Genomic DNA, 15402 nt, shown 5'->3' on the forward strand with positions numbered 1-15402 from the left:
TGAGACGGGGGGGTGCGGCGCCCCGGAAGGTCCTCACAGATCCTCGCTGAGCAGGGCACGAACCCGTGCGGCGTCCGGATGCTCGATCTCGGTGAGGATGTCCAACGACCGCCGCCAGGATCGCCCGGCGGCAGCACTGTCACCGGCCGCGTGCTGGGTCTCACCCAGATAGCGCAGCGTGATCGCTTCGTTGGGGCGGTCGCCGAGTCGCTGATAGAGCGCCAACGCCTCCCGATAGCAGGAGATCGCCTGCCGAAGGTCGAGGTGCCGATAGGCGTAGCCGAGACTGTCCCACGCCCCGGCCATGCCGACCGGATCGCCGAGCCGTTCCAACAGGGCCAGCGACCGCCGGCAGTGCACGATCGCCTGGTCGTGGTCACCCAGCAGCGCGTGACACCAACCCACCGAATTGAGCGTGCTCGCCACCCCCCGCTCATGCTCGGCGCGTTGGAACAGCTCCAGGGCACGTTGATCCTGGCGCAACGCCTCGCCGATAGCGCCCTGTTGCTCGCACAACCAGCCCAGGCTGCGGTACGTGTACCCCTGCCCGACCAGATCGCCGAGCTGCGCGAACAGCTCCAGCGCCTGCTGATAATGGTGCCGGGCGGCGTCGAACCCGTGCAGCCGGACGTACGCGCCACCCACGATCCGGTGTGCCTCCGCCTCGGCGGCGCGGTCACCCTGCCGCCGCGCGGCGGCCACCCCGGCCTGCCCGGCCCGCACCCAGTCCGACCAGTGCCCCCGACGGGCGAAAAAGTTGGTGACCGTCCACGCCAGCGGCCACACATGCCCGTCGAGCCCGCAGCGCGCCGCCAGGTCCAGGCCGGCGAGCAGCACCGCGTGCTCGGCGTCGAACCACGCGAGCGCCGCGGCCTGGTCGGCGAACCCCTCGGCGGTGACCCCGGCGATGGCCGGCGGCACCGCCAGCGGGTCACGATGCGGCCAGAGCATCCGGTCGGCGGCCAGCGCGGTGTGCAGGTGGTGTTCCAGCGCCCGCTGCCGCGCCGCCGGCAACTCCGCGTCGTCGCGGCCCAGCTCGGCGGCGTACATCCGAAGCAGGTCGTGCAGCAACAACCGGCCGGGTACGTGTTCCACCACCAGATGCGACGCCGCCAGTTCCCGCAGCGCCGGCCGGACCCGGTCGGCGGGCTCGCCGGCGAGACTGGCCGCGGCGGCAAGGGTGAAGTCCGGGCCGGGATGCGCGGCCAGCAACCGGAACAGCCGGGCCGCCGCCGGGGTGAGACCGTGGTACGACCAGGAGAAGACCGCCCGCACGTCGGTGCTGGTGTCGCCACCGGTGAACGCGTCGAGCCCGCCGCCGGGCGGCAGCTCCTCAGCGAGCGCCGAGAGGGTGAACTCGGGGTGGGCGGCGGCCCGGGCGGCCACGATGGCCAGGGCCAACGGCAGCCGACCGCACGCCTCGATGATCGTCTCCACTGCTGCCGGCTCGCCGGCCAGCCGCGCGGCCCCCAACCGGCGGGCGAACAGCTCGCGGCACTCGGCACCGGTCAGCGGTGCGAGGCGCAGCGGACGGGCACCCTCGGCGACCACCAGACCGGGCAGCTGGTTGCGGCTGACGACCACCGTGGCGCAGCCGGGCGCGCCGGGCAGCAGGGGGCGGACCTGCTCCGCGTCACGGACGTTGTCGAGCACCACCAGCACCCGCCGGTCGGCCAGCAGACTGCGGTAGAGCCCGGCCTGCGCCTCCAACGTGGCCGGCACCCGATCGGGCGGCACACCGAGCGCGTCGAGGAAGCCGCGCAGCGCCTCACCGGCCGTGACCGGCGTCCCCGTCGGGTCGAAGCCGCGCATGGTGACGAACAACTGCCCGTCTAGAAAGTCGTCCAGGACCGTGTGCGCCAGCCGTACCGCGAAGAGGGTTTTACCGACCCCGGCCGGTCCGCCGACGAGCACGACGGGGGAGCCGTCCGCAGTGGAGCGCAGCAGCTCGCGGCCACGCTCGAGGTCGTCGGCGCGGCCCACGAACTGCGGTGGGTCGGGCGGCAGCAGGCCGGGCCGGGGCGTCTTGCCGCGCTCGGCCGGCGGCAGCAGTGGCAGCCGCCGCCGCAGAATGTCCCGCTGCAGCTCGTGCAGCTCGGGCGCGTCGAGCCCGCGCTCCCGCAGCAGCACCAGGCCTTCGCGGCACACCTCGGCAGCCTCGTCCACCCGTTGCTCGGCGTAGAGCGCCAGGGCGAGCAACCGCCGCACGGCCTCGTCGTACGGATCGTCGACCAGGGCGCCGGAAAGCTGGGCGATCGCCTCGGCGTGCCGGCCGAGCGTGCCGAGCGCCTCCGCGTACCCGCGCCGTGCCGCGCGCCGCGTCGCCTCGAGTTGGGCGACCTTCGGCAACACGAACGACCGGTCCGCCACATCGGCGAAGGCCGGGCCACGCCACAACGCCAGCGCCCGATCGAGCAGCGCGGCGGCGCGTTCCGTCAGCTCCGGCTCGCCCGCGTCGAGCAACCGGCGGCCCTCCGCGCACCAACGCTCGAACCGCTGGTGGTCGATGACGTCCGGTGCCACGTCGAGCCGGTACGCCGCGTTGACGCCCGAACCGACCGTCACCACGACCGGCTCGTCGGACGCACCCAGCGCGCGGCGTAGATGCGACACGTGACTGCGCAGCGTGACCCGCGCGCCGGGCGGCGGCGCCTCATCCCACAACAGCCCGACGACGCGGGACGCCGGCACCGCCGAACCCGCCTCGACCAGCAGGACCGCCAGCAGCTCCACCAGTTTCGGGCCGAGCCGGACGGGCTGCTGGTCGCGCGTGACCTGCACGGGACCGAGCACGCCGATGCGCAACAACCAGGCTCACGCTCCCCACTCGGTCAGCCGTTCCGACCACCGTAGTGGATCGAGGAACGACCCGAGTGATCACTTACCGGGGGCCTGGTACGTCAACTTCGTCTGGGTCGCCTCGTCGACCTCCTCCGGGGTCAGCATCGGGGTGATCCGCGTGTGCACCCCGCCCGCCGCCCGGATGGCGATGACCAGCGCGGCCGCCGTCTTGTGGTCCGGCAGTTCGCACACCACATAGGTGTCGTACTTGCCGAACGAGAAGTGCACGGACTCCGTCCGCCCGCCGATGGCCGCCACCGCCTGGTGGATCACCTCGGCGCGCTTGGAACCACCATCGTTGACCAGCCCTCTGACCCCGTCGATGGTGAAGGTCGACTCCAACAGGAACTTCGGCACTTCGTCATCACCTCCTGCCGGTCCGGAACGGGTCAGCGCGTCCCCTGGCGTTGGATCCGCCCGCCCCGCTCGACCTTGGCCCGGCCGTGGTCACGCTCGGAGCCCGAGGTGCCGGTCGCGGCCCGCAGGTGCCGCCGGTCCGGCGAGCGTTCGACCTCGGAGCCCTGCCGGCCCCGAGCCCCGCTGCCGGGATTTCGTCCCGCACGAGCCGATTCACCACCGGGGTCGTGCTTGTTCGCCTTGTGACTACCCATGCGCTGGGCGTACCCGCCACACCGGCGGCTAGTCATCCACGGTTTCCATGGACCGTCGGGACGAATCCATCCGCGCGCCGATGGCCCCAGCGCTCCGCGCTGCGACGTCCAGCTCGCCCCCTTGGTGCAGCGGCGGCTGCTGGACGCGCTGGCCACGAAGGCACCCGCCGGAGTGGCGGCCGCGCCGCCGACACCGGACGACGGGCCCGGGTGGAGTGAGCCTTTCGATAACTGTGGGTGATAATCCCCGCCTGAGGGCTCGGTGTCACCCAGTGTGATGGCGTCGGGTGCGCTCCATCTTGTCGCTGCTGCCGTCACAACCGTGTGACCAGCGAAAACCCGTCAGGCGCGGCTAGCGCTGTACCCCCCCTCGCCTGCCTTTGCTTTGCAGCCATATACGCACCAGAAACCATGTGTGACCGTTGCGTCCGTGGCTGCAGAGCAAAGGCGGGACGGAAGGGTGACGCCGGGGCGACCGTCCTCACTCAGTGTGATTGAGATCAGTGCGCTCCCCGACGAGCAGGTCGTGTCCCGCAGGCCCTCCGTACACCTCGCGCAGGGTGGCGAGGGGTGGTCTCGCTGGGCAGCGCCGACCCGTCCGCGCGGATGATGCCGGCGTTGTTGACCAACACGTTCAGCCGGCCGTACTCGCGCTCGACCAGTCCGGCCGCGGTTCGCCGCGCTGTGGCCGAGCACGAGGTGGGGGAGCGCCGCCCCACCGTCAAACGAGTCGACCATCCGAAGTTGAGTCTGCTGGAGTTCGAGTGCCGAGTGCTGCACGTGCCCGAGACCGACCAGCGGTTGATCGTCTACGTGCCCGAGCCGGGCTCGCCAACCCAAACGCCTTTCGACGGGCCGGCGAGCACGTCCGCTCCCTGACCGCGGTCAGCCCGGCACGTAGTCGAAGGTGTCCGGGTTCGGGCCCTGTCGGCCGGCCTCGCCCCGGTTCAGGCTGGTGATCCGGTCCATGACCGCGTCGTCCAATTCGAAGTCGAAGATCTGGAAGTTCTCCTCGATCCGCTTCGGGGTGGTCGACTTCGGGAAGACGATGTCGCCGCGCTGCACGTGCCAGCGCAGCACGACCTGGGCCGGGGTGCGGCCGAGCTCCTCGGCGACGTCGACGATCGTCGGGTCGCCGAGCACCCTGCCCTGCGCGATCGGTGACCACGCCTCGGTGAGGATGTTGTGTGCCGCGCCGTAATCGCGCACCTCCTCGTTGCCGAAGTACGGGTGCGCCTCCACCTGGTTGACCGCCGGTGTCACCTCCGCCTCGGCGGCCAGCCGCTCCAGGTGCGGCACCTGGAAGTTCGACACGCCAATCGACTTCGCCCGGCCGTCGCGCTGCAACTCCTCCAGCACCTGCCAGGTCGAGACGAAGTCGCCGTCGTACAGCGTCGGCAGTGGCCAGTGGATGAGGAACAGGTCGAGGTAGTCGAACTGCAACGCCTGCAACGTCGAGTCGAACGCCTTGCGGGCGTCGTCGGGGCGGTGGAAGCCGTTGTTCAGCTTGCTGGTGACGAAGACCTCGGCGCGATCCAGCCCGGCGGCGCGGATCGCCTGCCCCACCTCGGCCTCGTTGCCGTACATCTGCGCGGTGTCGATGTGCCGGTAGCCGACCTCGAGGGCCTTGCCGACGGCCCGAGCGGTGTCCTTCGGCTCGATCTGGAACACCCCGAAGCCGAGCTGCGGGATCATGTTGCCGTCGTTCAGCGCCATCTTGGAAACGGTGTTCACGGCCACCGAGCCTCATCTCCCATCGTCGGCGGTGTCGGGAGCGCTTCCACTCGGTCGCCCGCCACCTGCTGCCACCACCTCGTCATACCCGCTCCGGCTCATTCCTCACGCAACCAGCGAGGTGAGCCACGCCAGCTCGATCATGACACCTGAAGTTCACCGAAGGTTGGCCGCTGCGTTGGTTCACCCCTGCTACCAAGACCTCGATCCGGATGCAGTCCATCCCAGGACAGGAACGAGGTGCAGGTGCGGGCCAGGAAATTTGCGGCGCTCATCATGGCAGCGCTGGTGCTGCTGACCGGCTGCACGAACACCGAGCCGACCACCGAGCAGACCGGCGGGCCGGCCACCGGCACCCTGCGAATGGTCGCCGGCAGCGAGCAGCAGAGCGTCGTCGAGACAGTCGTCAAGCCCTGGTGCGCCAGCCGGCACTATCGCTGCGACATCACCTTCAAAGGTTCGGTGGACCAGGCGCGGCTGCTCGCCACCGGCAGCACCGACTACGACGCGTACTGGTTTGCCTCCAGCGTCTTTCTCCAGCTGGGCGACCGGTCCAACACGCTGCGCGACGTCCAGCCCATGTTCCTCACCCCCGTGGTCTTCGCCGCCTGGCGCTCCGAGATGGACAAGCTCGGCTTCGCCGGCCGTTCCGACGTCCCGATCGCCGACATCCTGCGCGCGGTCGAGTCCGGCCGGACCAAGGTGTGGATCACCAACCCCACCCAGTCCAACTCCGGCGCCACCGTGCTGTTCGGCTTCCTCAACTACTTCGCCGGCAACGGCCCCGGGACCCCGCTGACCCAGCAACAGCTCGACTCACCCGCCGTCGAGCAGGGCGTCAGCCGGTTCGTCAAGGCGATGGACCAGACCCCGCCCTCCACCGGCACCCTGATGACCGAGTGCCTGGCCCACCCGGACCAGTGCCGGGCCATGTTCACCTACGAGGACCTGGTCATCGAAAACAACGCCGAGCTGGTCAAGGCCGGCAAGGAACCGCTGCTGGTGGCCTACCCCCGCGGATCCCTCGCGGTCAGCGACGCCCCACTGGGCTTCCTGCCACAGGCCGGCAACGACAACGCCCACCAGATCTTCACCGAACTGCAGAACCACCTGCTCAAGGACGCGGACGCGCAGGCCGCGCTGCTCAAGCTGGGCCGCCGACCGGCCACCGGCGTCGGACTCACCCTCGACCGGCCCGACCCGAACGTCTTCAACCCGGCCTGGGGCATCCAGGCCACCATCAACGAGCAGGCCATCCAGTTCCCGGCCGCGCCGGTCATCCAGGCGACCCTGGACCGCTACCAGACCCGCTACCGCCGCCCGGTCGCCGTCCACTACTGCCTCGACGGTAGCGGCTCGATGGGCGACAACGACGGCTGGAAGGGCGTCCAGGCCGCAGCCGGGCAGATCTTCGACCCCGACCAGGCGGCCCTGAACTTCCTGCAGACCCACCCGCAGGACAGCACCACCGTCAGCATCTTCAACGGCGACATCACCGGCGGCAGCCCGTGGACAGTCCACGGCAACGACCCGGCCGCGCTGCGCGACCTGACCCGCAAGGTCACCGCCTACCGCCCCGGCGGCGGCACCGACATGTACGCCTGCCTGCTCCGTGCCGCCGAAGAACTCGCCCGCCCCCAGCCCGACGACCGCAAGCGGCTGGTCGTGCTGATGACCGACGGGCAGTCCGACACCAGGCGCCGCGAATCCGCCGTCGCCGCGCTCCGATCGGCCGGCGTACCGGTGGTCGCGATCGCCTTCGGACGCGACGCCGACCCGACCCAGCTCAATGAGGTGGCCGAGGCCACCAACGGCACCTTCGTCCGCCAGGACGACCTGGTGGCCGCCCTGCGGCAGGCGGCGGGATACAAGTGAGGCACCGCCTGGCCGCACCGGTCGCGCTGGCGGCCGCCGTCGGCGCCTTCACGCTGGTCTTCACGCTCACCGACAGCCTGCTCTGGTCGCCGCTGCTCGCCGCCGCCACCGCGCTCGGGCTCTACCTGATGGTCGACGACCGCACCGCCATCCGCGCTCAACAGGACACCTACGCCGACGAGGCTCGGGACCGGGTCGACGAGGCTCTGCGGGTGCTCCGCGGAATCGAGCGGCTCGCCCGCGACGTCCGCCAGCCGGAGGCCCGCCGCGCCCTGGAGGACGCCTGCCGGTACGTCCCGGAACTGTTCGACCGCGTCCGCGACCGCTCACCGGACAGCCTCTACTCCACGGCCGCGCGAATGGGCGGGCACCTGCACAGCCTCGACGGCGCGGTGCGGCAGTACCTCGACATCCAGCGCCAGCCGGTGCTCTACCAGGACCCGGAAACCCTGCGTCGCAACGGCGAGCAGGCGTTCCGGCGTTTCGCCGACTTCGCTCTGAACAGCGTCCGGCTGGTCAACCAGGGCGACATCGCGCAGTACCGCGCCAATCTGGACACCGTCGCCCCACCCAGCCTGCCCGACCTGGGCCGATAAGGAGTCACGTTGAGACTGCCCAGTACCCGATTCCTGATCGGGCTGGTCATGGTGATCGTCGTCTGCGTCGCCGCCGCGGTGCTCTGGCGCCGCTCCTCGGACACCCCGGCCCCCGCCGCCCAGACCACCACCGTCACCTGCGTGGGCGGCTCCGAGAAGTCCGAGCTGATGGCCGACGACGAGGTCAAGCGGATCCTGCGCGAGGACTACCGGCTGGAGGTCGCCTTCCAGCCCCTGGGCTCCTACGACCAGGTGCAGCTGAGCACCGACGAAATCAAGGCCCGCAAGCTGGACTGCCTCTGGCCGTCCAGCGCCAGCGCCCTGAGCGTTTTCGAGGCCCAGCACGCCGGGGCGTTCCCGGACTACCGGGCGGAGAATCTGCTCCAGTCGCCCGAGGTCATCTACGCCGGCCCGCGCGGCACCGAGGCGCTCGTCCGCAAGGGCATCGTGCAGCGACGCGGCGACCGGTACTTCCTCGTCGACATGAAGGGCCTGCTGCTCAACCACGTCGTGAAGCGCGGCACCTGGGAGGCGCTCGGCGCCGCCGACCTGCGCGGCCCGGTCACCGTGGCCAGCACCGATCCCGCCAAGTCCAACAGCGGATTCACCCTGGCCCAGCTCGAGCTCAACATCATCGCCACCACCGACGGGTTCTCCGCCCCGAGCCTCGCCCAGGCGCGCCAGGCGCTGCCCACCATGCGCGCGCTGCACGACGCGCAGGGCCTGCAGTCCCGCAGCTCCGACTCAGGGTTCCGGGAATGGCTCACCCAGGGCGGCGAGTTCAAGGCCCCGTTGTACGCCGGCTACGAGAACCAGATCATCCAGCAGGTGGTGCAGAGCGGTGACAACAGCGCCAGCCTGCTGCGCAACGTCAGGGTGCTCTACCCCGACCCGACCATCTACAGCGACCATCCGGTGCTCGCCCTCGACCCGGCCGCCGGCCGGCTGATCGACGCGCTCAAGGACCCGAAGATCCAGACCATCGCCTGGCAGCGGTACGGCTTCCGCTCGGCCGTGCGGGTCGGCGCGAACGACGTCGCCGACTTCCCGAACATCGGGCTCGCCGACCAGGTGCGGGCGGCTCCTGCGCCCGCCGCCGACGTGACGCTCGCGCTGCTCAGCTGCATGAAGGACGCGACCACCTGCAAGTGAAGGGACCTATCCCATGACCGAGGGACTCCAGATCGATTTCGGCAGCATCGTCGGCGGTCCGGCCGAACCGCCCGCCGGCACCGCCGACACGGCCATCAGCGCCGTGCTGGCCACCGCCGAGCCGAAGACCTTTTCCTGTACGGCGCTGCTCACCCCGGCCCAGCGGGAGCAGGCCGAGCAGGCAGCCCGCCAGCTCTACCCGACGATGTTGGCCAACACCGACGCCCTGGCGAACTTCGGCAACCAAGCGCTAGACCAGGTCAACGCGCAGGTCAGCCGGATCTTCCGGGAGGTCGGCCGGGTCGACATCCCGGAGCTGACCAGCATCATGCACGAGATCAACGACCGGATGCGCAGCTTCCGCCGCAAGTACGACCCCAGCGACCCCAAGGTCCGGGAGACCTTCACCAAGTTCTCCGACGCCATCCGGGGCCTGTTCCGTAAGGGCCGGGACCTGCTGGAGATGCTCTTCGAGGAAGCCCGCAGCGTCGAGCAGCAGCTCGACCGGGTCGCCGGGCAGCTCAGCGACAAGCAGATGGAACTGCGCCGGAACGTGGTGCTCTGCGACGAGCTGTACAAGGCCAACGAAACGGCCATCGGGCAACTCGTCGGCGCCATCGCGGTGATGGAGCTGGTCCGCGACGTGGCGCTGGCGGACGCCCGGTCCATCACCGTCACCCCGGGCGCACCCGACGAACGCGATCAGCAGGAACGGCTCTCCCTGGTCACCGAGTTCGCGCAGGCGTTGGAAGTGCGGATCAACGAGTTCCAGCAGCGCCTCTTCGTCGCCTGGTCCACCTCGCCGCAGGTCCGCAACATCCGCACCCTCAACTACGGTCTCGGCCAGCGCCTCGCCCTGCTGATGAACCTCACCATCCCGACCATGAAGCTCACCATCGCCCAATGGGCGCTGCTGTTGCAGGCCAACCAGGCCGCCGACATGCAGCAGGCGGTCGCCGACGGCGCCAACGACGTGCTGTCGGCGTACGCGGCGGCGTCGAAGACAGCCGTGCCGCAGATCGCCCGCGTGATCCAGACCCCCACCATCCGCCCGGAGACCATCCTCGAGGTGGCCGAGTCGATCGACGCGCAGGCCAGGGGCATCGAGGAAGCCGTCCGCTACGGCCAGCAGCGGCGGGCCGAGGTCGTCGGCGCGATCGTCACCGCCAACCAGTCCATGTCAGAGTCGTCGCAGCGGCTCAGCCGTACCGTGGTCGACCTGGTCACCCGCGCCCAGCAGCCGGTGGCCCTACCGGCCGGACCGCAACTGCCGGCCGCGGTGCTGGAGCAGGCCCCGGCGGTCGTCCCCGCCCCGCGCTGACGGGTCGCCGCCACGCCCCGGCCGGTCAGCCGGTCGGGGTCTGGTCGGCCTCGAAGAGCACCGGCCACGGCCGGGCCGCCGGCGCGATCGCCGGGGCGGGTGCCGGCTCGTCGACGGCCAGCACCTCGGCCGCGAGCTGCCCGAACATCGGGGCGGCCGGGTGCGGCGAGCGGTCCGGCCAGGCCGCCGAGGTCCGCTTGATCAGCGGCGTACCCACGATCGGCCGCCAGGCGAGCCGGGGCTCCCGGCGGGCCACGGCCTCCGGCTCGACGGCCACCGCCCCACCGGCGAGCAGCAGACCGAAGAGAAACTCGGGATTGCGGGCGTGCCGCACCCGGGTCGGCACGAAGCCCTGCCGCCGGCACACCGCCAGCAGGTGCTCGTGCCAGCCGGGGGCGGTGGCCGGGGGAGCGGTGACCAGGTCCAGGCCGGCCAGGCCAGCCAGGTCGACCTCCCGGGCCCGGACCAGCGGCGACGTGCGGGGCAGCAGCACCCCCAGGGGTACGTCCACCGGCGGTCCCGTCCGCAGCCCGGCGGTCTCGACCGGATGGTGCAGCAGGCCGACGTCGAGCCGTCCCTCGGTGAGCATTCGCCGCTGCTCCGCGCTGGTCAGCTCGTGCAGGTCGACATCGAGCCCGGGCGCGCGGGAGGCGAGCCCGTCGAGCAGCGCGCGTAGGGTCACCGCCGGGGTCTCCGCAGCCCGCCCGAAGTGCAGCTCCCGAGCCACCACCACAAAATGCCGCAGCCGTCGCAGCAAACCCACAACCCCGCACCCTACGCCCCACCCCACCTCCCCGGCGATCTTGCACTTGTTGCCCGGCATGCCGGGGCAAAAGCCGCCGGATGTAGGCCGCAACTGCAAGATCGGCGGGGCGGGGGGTGGGTTGGGGACGGGGTTAGCGTGTGGGGGTGGGTGTGGGGGAGATTCTGGGGCGAGCGGGGATCAGCGGGTGTGTGCATGTGGTTGACGTGGATGATGCGGGGCGGGAGGTCGGGGTTCGGGCGGACGAGCAGGTGGTGATCGCCTCCGTCTTCAAGATCCTGCTGGTGCTGGAGTTCGCCCGGCAGGTCGTCGCCGGCCAGCTCGACCCGACCGAACGGGTGCTCGTGCGGGCCGCGGACCGGCTCGGCGGCTGGGGCATCGCCGGCTGCGCCGACGACGTCGAGGTGTCCCTACGCGACCTCGCGTACTTCGCCATGTCGGTCAGCGACAACACCGCCGCCGACCTGCTGCTGCACCGGGTCGGCCCGGACGTGCTGCCGATGCTCGCCACCGAGCTGGAGCTGCCGCGTACCCGGATCGTCGGCGGCCCCCGGCAGTTGATGGAGATGATGCTCGCCGACGTCGGCGCCCGCACCGAGGCCGACTTCGCGCGGATCTTCCCCGCCCTCAGCGCCGAGCAGGTCCGGGCGATGCGGGTCTTCGACCCGCAACACACCACCTCGAGCACCGCCCGGGAGATCACCCGACTGCTCACCCTGATCTGGCGCGATGAGGCCGGGCCGCCGGCCGCCTGCGCGATGGTCCGCGAGCTGATGGGCCGGCAGCTGTTCTGGACCCGGCTCGCCTCCGGCTTCCCGCCCGGCGTCCGGGTCGCCGGAAAGACCGGCACCCTGCCCGGCCTGCACATCGAGGCCGGAGTCGCCGAATATCCCGATGGGGGCCGCTACGCCATCGCGGTCTTCGCCCGCACCGAGCGGCTGAGCACCCGGCGCATCGACGTGGACCTGGCGATGGGCGAGGCGGCCCGCACCGCCGTCGAAACGTTGCGGGCGGGCTGAGATCCGGCACCCGCCGCCGCCCGCTCCGCCGCCCGTGAGCTGCTCTGATATCCCGTCGAATATCGACCGTTCCGCTGTTCGATCTTGGACATTCGGGCCCGGCCGGTGATGGGGTGGGCGTACCGATCACCCAACCGGACGGGGGAGCACACCCATGCCCGAGAACCGCTCGTACGACCGACGTCGATTCCTGCGCGACGCCGCGATCGGCACCGCCGCCGTCTCGGCCGGCGGGCTCGCCGCCGGCGCGCTGGCCGAGACGGCCCAGGCCACACCAGCCCCGGCCAAACCGGCCCCCACCGCGCCGGGCACCGCCGCCAGCGCCCGGCGCGCCGCCCCGGTCAGCTTCCGCTGGTGGGGTACGTCCGGTTGGCGCATCGACATCGGCGACCGCACGCTGCTGGTCGACCCGTATCTCAGCCGCTACGACACCGGCCTGTTCCGGGGCGCGTTCGACCAGACCACACCGCTGGAGGTGGACACCGCCGTCATCGACCCGCTCGTAGACCGGGCCGAGAACATCCTGGTCACCCACACCCACTGGGACCACTTCAACGACGTGCCGTACATCGCCGCGCGCACCGGCGCCCGGGTCTTCGGCACACTGACCGCCTACCACCTCGGGCTGGCGTATGGGCTGCCCGCCGGGAAACTCGCCCCCGTCAAGGGCGGCGAAGTGCTGGACTTCGGCACCTACACGGTCGAGGTGGTCAGCTCCCTGCACAGCCGCAACGCGTCGTGGTCGATGGCCTTCCCCGGCGTACGGCTCAGCCAGCCGTCGAAGCCGGAGACCATCGCCGACCTGCCCGAGGGGGACACCCTGGCGTACCAGATCCGGATCGTTGGCGGTCCGGCGGTGTTCTTCATGGGCGCGAGCGACTTCGACGAGCGCAACCTGATCGGGCTCGCCCCCGACGTGGCGATGGTGGCGAGCGCGTCGACCACCTCGACCGCCGAGTACGTGCCGCGGCTGATGGCGGCGCTGAACCACCCGAAGGTCGTGGTGCCGGTGCACTGGGACAACTTCGAGACGCCGCTGACCAACCCGCCGGCGGTCGACAAGAGCGACCGTGAGCGCCTCGACGACCTGATCGCCGCAGTGCGCCGGGTGTCGCCGCGCAGCCGGGTGCTGGTGCCCGAATACCACACCGCCTACCGGTTCTAAGCCGTCGACGCTCTCGTGGTCAGCCCGCCGCCAGGTCCCGCAGGGCGAGCACCGACTTCCAGTTACGGGTCGTCGCCACCACGCCCAACCGCTTCTCCAGGTACGCGTTGGTGAACTTCGTTCGGCCGTACCCGCCGGCCGGGAAGTGCAGATGCACCTCCCGGCCGGCAACGGCGTACTCCAGATTCTCCCCGGCCGGCACGGTCAGTGTGGCGACCCGCGCCGCGGTGGGCGCGGCCGACAGGAAGGCCACCAGCAGCCGCGTCGGATCGTCCTGCTTCCCGGCGTACGGGCTGGCGTCGGCGACCGCCGCCAACTCGGTGCCGCTGCGGACCAGCACCGGCACGGCCAGCCCCAGCTCGGCGGTGATCACCCGCTCGATCTCCTCGGCGAGGATCTCCACCCTCGTCGGCGGGCTGGTGAAGACCATGTTGCCGCTCTGCAGATAGGTCTTCACGTCCTCGTGCCCGAGGCCGCTGACCAGGCGACGCAGGTCCGCCATCGCCATCCGAATGGTGCCGACGTTGACCCCGCGCAGCAGGGCGACATACCGCTCCACGGCCTCCTCCTCGCCCCGGCCTCACCCGACTGCTCAGCGTAGGCCCATCGTCGGCCGGCGACCGGGCAGCAACCCGGATCGCCGGTGCTACAGTGCCGGCTCGCGGGCTGCTCGGAGGGGGGACACCCGGCATGGCCACGTTCCGCGACACGTTGTCGCAACTGCTGAAGGCGCGGATCCCGGTGCTGCTCGTCGAGTCGTACGAGGAGCAGCGGGTGCTCGCCGAGATCGCCACGGTGGCGCAGGACGCGTACCGGGTGCGTACCCCCCGCGGGCTCTGGACCTGGTCGGCCACCCGCGGGCTGGTCGCCCCGGACGGCGGCGCCCGGCAGGGCACCACCGCCGCCGAGGCGGCCCTGGACGCCGCCCAGCGGATCGACGAACCCGCCGTCATCGTCTTCGTGGACCTGCACCCCGCCCTCGGCGGAGGCGGCCGGCCGGCCGAACCCGGCGTGGTACGCCGGCTGCGCGACCTCGCCGCCGCCTTCCGCTCGGGGCCCGTGCCCCGCACCCTCGTCCTGGTCTCCCCGGTGCCGCACCTACCCGAGGAACTGGCCAAGGACGTCACCGTGGTGGACTTTCCGCTGCCCACCGAGGCGGAGATCCGGGCGGTGCTGGACGCCATGATCGCAGCGAACATCGACGGCGGGCGGATCCGGATCGACGTGGACGAGAGCGGCCGGGAACGGCTGGCCAAGGCAGCCCTCGGACTGACCCTCAACGAGGCGGAAAACGCCTTCGCCCGAGCCATGGTCGACGACGGTGTGCTCGACGCCCGCGACGTCAGCGTGGTGCACGAGGAGAAGCGGCAGGCGGTCCGCCGCACCGGGCTGCTGGAGTTCGTCGACGACAGCGTGCCGCTCAGCGACGTCGGCGGGCTGGAGAACCTGAAGCGCTGGCTGGCCAAGCGGGACGGATCCTGGCTGGCCGAGGCCGCCACGTACGGGCTGCCCGCGCCCCGGGGCGTGCTCATCACCGGTGTGCCGGGCTGCGGCAAGTCGCTGACCGCGAAGGCGGTCGCCGCCGCCTGGGAGTTGCCGCTGCTGCGGCTGGACATCGGCAAGGTCTTCGCCGGGCTGGTCGGTTCCAGCGAGCAGAACATGCGCGCCGCCATCCGTACCGCGGAGGCCGTGTCCCCGTGCGTGCTCTGGCTCGACGAGATCGAGAAGGGCTTCGCCGGCGGCAGCGGCGACTCCGGCACCTCCGCCCGGGTGTTCGGCTCCTTCCTCACCTGGATGCAGGAGAAAAGCCAGCCGGTGTTCGTCATCGCCACCGCCAACGACTTCGCCGGACTGCCCCCGGAACTGCTGCGCAAGGGACGCTTCGACGAGATCTTCTTCGTGGACCTGCCGACCCGCGCGGAACGCGTCGCCATCTGGCAGCTGCACATCGCCCGCCGGCTGCGTCACCCGGCCGTGGCGGGCGACCTCGCCCTCGACCACGCCCTGCTCACCGAGCTGTCCCAGCTCAGCGAGGGCTACTCCGGCGCCGAGATCGAACAGGCCGTCGTCGCCGGGCTCGTCGACGCGTACGCCGAGCGCCGCCCGCTGCGCCGCGACGACCTGCTGCGGGCGTTGATGAACATGGTCCCGCTGAGCGTCACCCAGGCCGAGCGGTTGAACGCCGTCCGGGCCTGGGCGGAAAATCGCGCGGTTGCCGCGACCGCCGCGGAGGACTGGGACCTGGACAACCGATCCGCCGGATCCGGCCACGCGGCCGGTCCAAACGGCGGCCGGCGCGTGGAATTCTAATTCGTTCACCCTCCG

Annotated in this window: 14 protein-coding genes; 8 read left to right on the top strand and 6 right to left on the bottom strand. The window is 71.3% G+C overall.

From position 1 onward, the window contains the following. Positions 1–33 precede the first annotated feature (33 nt). The 3 genes from ABZ671_RS04890 to ABZ671_RS04900 form a co-directional block, all read right to left on the bottom strand. Positions 34–2808 (bottom strand): BTAD domain-containing putative transcriptional regulator, encoded by a 2775-nt coding sequence (locus ABZ671_RS04890; RefSeq protein WP_357851304.1) that lies wholly within the window; start codon positions 2806–2808, stop codon positions 34–36. A gap of 69 nt (positions 2809–2877) precedes the next feature. Continuing rightward, positions 2878–3198, bottom strand: coding sequence for a GYD domain-containing protein (locus ABZ671_RS04895; protein WP_357851307.1), 321 nt, complete (start codon positions 3196–3198; stop codon positions 2878–2880). Between the two features lie 32 nt (positions 3199–3230). Beyond that, positions 3231–3452 (bottom strand): hypothetical protein, encoded by a 222-nt coding sequence (locus ABZ671_RS04900; RefSeq protein WP_357851310.1) that lies wholly within the window; start codon positions 3450–3452, stop codon positions 3231–3233. A gap of 570 nt (positions 3453–4022) precedes the next feature. Here ABZ671_RS04900 and ABZ671_RS04905 point away from each other — a divergent pair. Then, positions 4023–4331, top strand: coding sequence for a hypothetical protein (locus tag ABZ671_RS04905; protein WP_357851313.1), 309 nt, complete (start codon positions 4023–4025; stop codon positions 4329–4331). Positions 4332–4337: 6 nt separating this feature from the next. Here ABZ671_RS04905 and ABZ671_RS04910 read toward each other — a convergent pair whose 3' ends face one another. Beyond that, positions 4338–5168 carry an aldo/keto reductase gene (locus ABZ671_RS04910; RefSeq protein WP_357851316.1) on the bottom strand — a complete coding sequence of 277 codons (831 nt, stop codon included), beginning with the start codon at positions 5166–5168 and terminating at the stop codon, positions 4338–4340. Positions 5169–5462: 294 nt separating this feature from the next. Between ABZ671_RS04910 and ABZ671_RS04915 the strand changes: the two genes are divergently transcribed. The 4 genes from ABZ671_RS04915 to ABZ671_RS04930 are packed head-to-tail and all read left to right on the top strand — an operon-like array spanning position 5463 to position 10130. Then, on the top strand, positions 5463–7061 hold the full coding sequence (locus ABZ671_RS04915; RefSeq protein WP_357851319.1) for a vWA domain-containing protein: 1599 nt from the start codon (positions 5463–5465) through the stop codon (positions 7059–7061). Further along, positions 7058–7657, top strand: a complete 600-nt coding sequence (locus tag ABZ671_RS04920) for a hypothetical protein (RefSeq protein ID WP_357851322.1) — start codon at positions 7058–7060, stop codon at positions 7655–7657. Before ABZ671_RS04915 ends, ABZ671_RS04920 begins: the two co-directional genes overlap by 4 nt. A gap of 9 nt (positions 7658–7666) precedes the next feature. After that, positions 7667–8809, top strand: a complete 1143-nt coding sequence (locus ABZ671_RS04925; protein WP_357851325.1) for a hypothetical protein — start codon at positions 7667–7669, stop codon at positions 8807–8809. A 13-nt stretch (positions 8810–8822) separates the two neighbouring features. Beyond that, positions 8823–10130: a toxic anion resistance protein gene (locus ABZ671_RS04930; protein ID WP_357851328.1), complete on the top strand. Its 1308-nt coding sequence runs from the start codon at positions 8823–8825 to the stop codon at positions 10128–10130. Between the two features lie 25 nt (positions 10131–10155). Here the strand turns inward: ABZ671_RS04930 and ABZ671_RS04935 are convergent, their stop codons facing one another. Then, entirely contained in the window at positions 10156–10893 is a 738-nt protein-coding gene (locus ABZ671_RS04935) for a LysR family substrate-binding domain-containing protein (RefSeq protein ID WP_357851331.1), read from the bottom strand. A gap of 197 nt (positions 10894–11090) precedes the next feature. Between ABZ671_RS04935 and ABZ671_RS04940 the strand changes: the two genes are divergently transcribed. Further along, the gene (locus ABZ671_RS04940; RefSeq protein ID WP_357851333.1) at positions 11091–11912 is read left to right on the top strand and encodes a serine hydrolase; all 822 of its coding nucleotides are present in this window, start codon (positions 11091–11093) and stop codon (positions 11910–11912) included. A 154-nt stretch (positions 11913–12066) separates the two neighbouring features. After that, positions 12067–13077 (top strand): MBL fold metallo-hydrolase, encoded by a 1011-nt coding sequence (locus tag ABZ671_RS04945; RefSeq protein WP_357851336.1) that lies wholly within the window; start codon positions 12067–12069, stop codon positions 13075–13077. 19 nt (positions 13078–13096) lie between these two features. On the opposite strand, the gene ABZ671_RS04950 is transcribed toward ABZ671_RS04945, so the two are convergent. Next, the gene (locus ABZ671_RS04950) at positions 13097–13636 is read right to left on the bottom strand and encodes a DUF1697 domain-containing protein (RefSeq protein ID WP_357851339.1); all 540 of its coding nucleotides are present in this window, start codon (positions 13634–13636) and stop codon (positions 13097–13099) included. Positions 13637–13767: 131 nt separating this feature from the next. Between ABZ671_RS04950 and ABZ671_RS04955 the strand changes: the two genes are divergently transcribed. Further along, the gene (locus tag ABZ671_RS04955; RefSeq protein WP_357851342.1) at positions 13768–15387 is read left to right on the top strand and encodes an AAA family ATPase; all 1620 of its coding nucleotides are present in this window, start codon (positions 13768–13770) and stop codon (positions 15385–15387) included. The last annotated feature ends 15 nt before the right edge of the window (positions 15388–15402 follow it).

Origin of the sequence: Micromonospora sp. NPDC006766 (assembly GCF_040636055.1) — a bacterium.
Taxonomy (GTDB): domain Bacteria; phylum Actinomycetota; class Actinomycetes; order Mycobacteriales; family Micromonosporaceae; genus Micromonospora.

What these genes read in the sequence shown, in the direction of transcription:
- ABZ671_RS04900 (WP_357851310.1), bottom strand. Translation starts at nt 3,452, where the DNA reads ATGGGTAGTCACAAGGCGAACAAGCACGACCCCGGTGGTGAATCGGCT.
- ABZ671_RS04915 (WP_357851319.1), top strand. Translation starts at nt 5,463, where the DNA reads ATGGCAGCGCTGGTGCTGCTGACCGGCTGCACGAACACCGAGCCGACC.
- ABZ671_RS04945 (WP_357851336.1), top strand. Translation starts at nt 12,067, where the DNA reads ATGCCCGAGAACCGCTCGTACGACCGACGTCGATTCCTGCGCGACGCC.
- ABZ671_RS04910 (WP_357851316.1), bottom strand. Translation starts at nt 5,168, where the DNA reads ATGGCGCTGAACGACGGCAACATGATCCCGCAGCTCGGCTTCGGGGTG.
- ABZ671_RS04930 (WP_357851328.1), top strand. Translation starts at nt 8,823, where the DNA reads ATGACCGAGGGACTCCAGATCGATTTCGGCAGCATCGTCGGCGGTCCG.
- ABZ671_RS04955 (WP_357851342.1), top strand. Translation starts at nt 13,768, where the DNA reads ATGGCCACGTTCCGCGACACGTTGTCGCAACTGCTGAAGGCGCGGATC.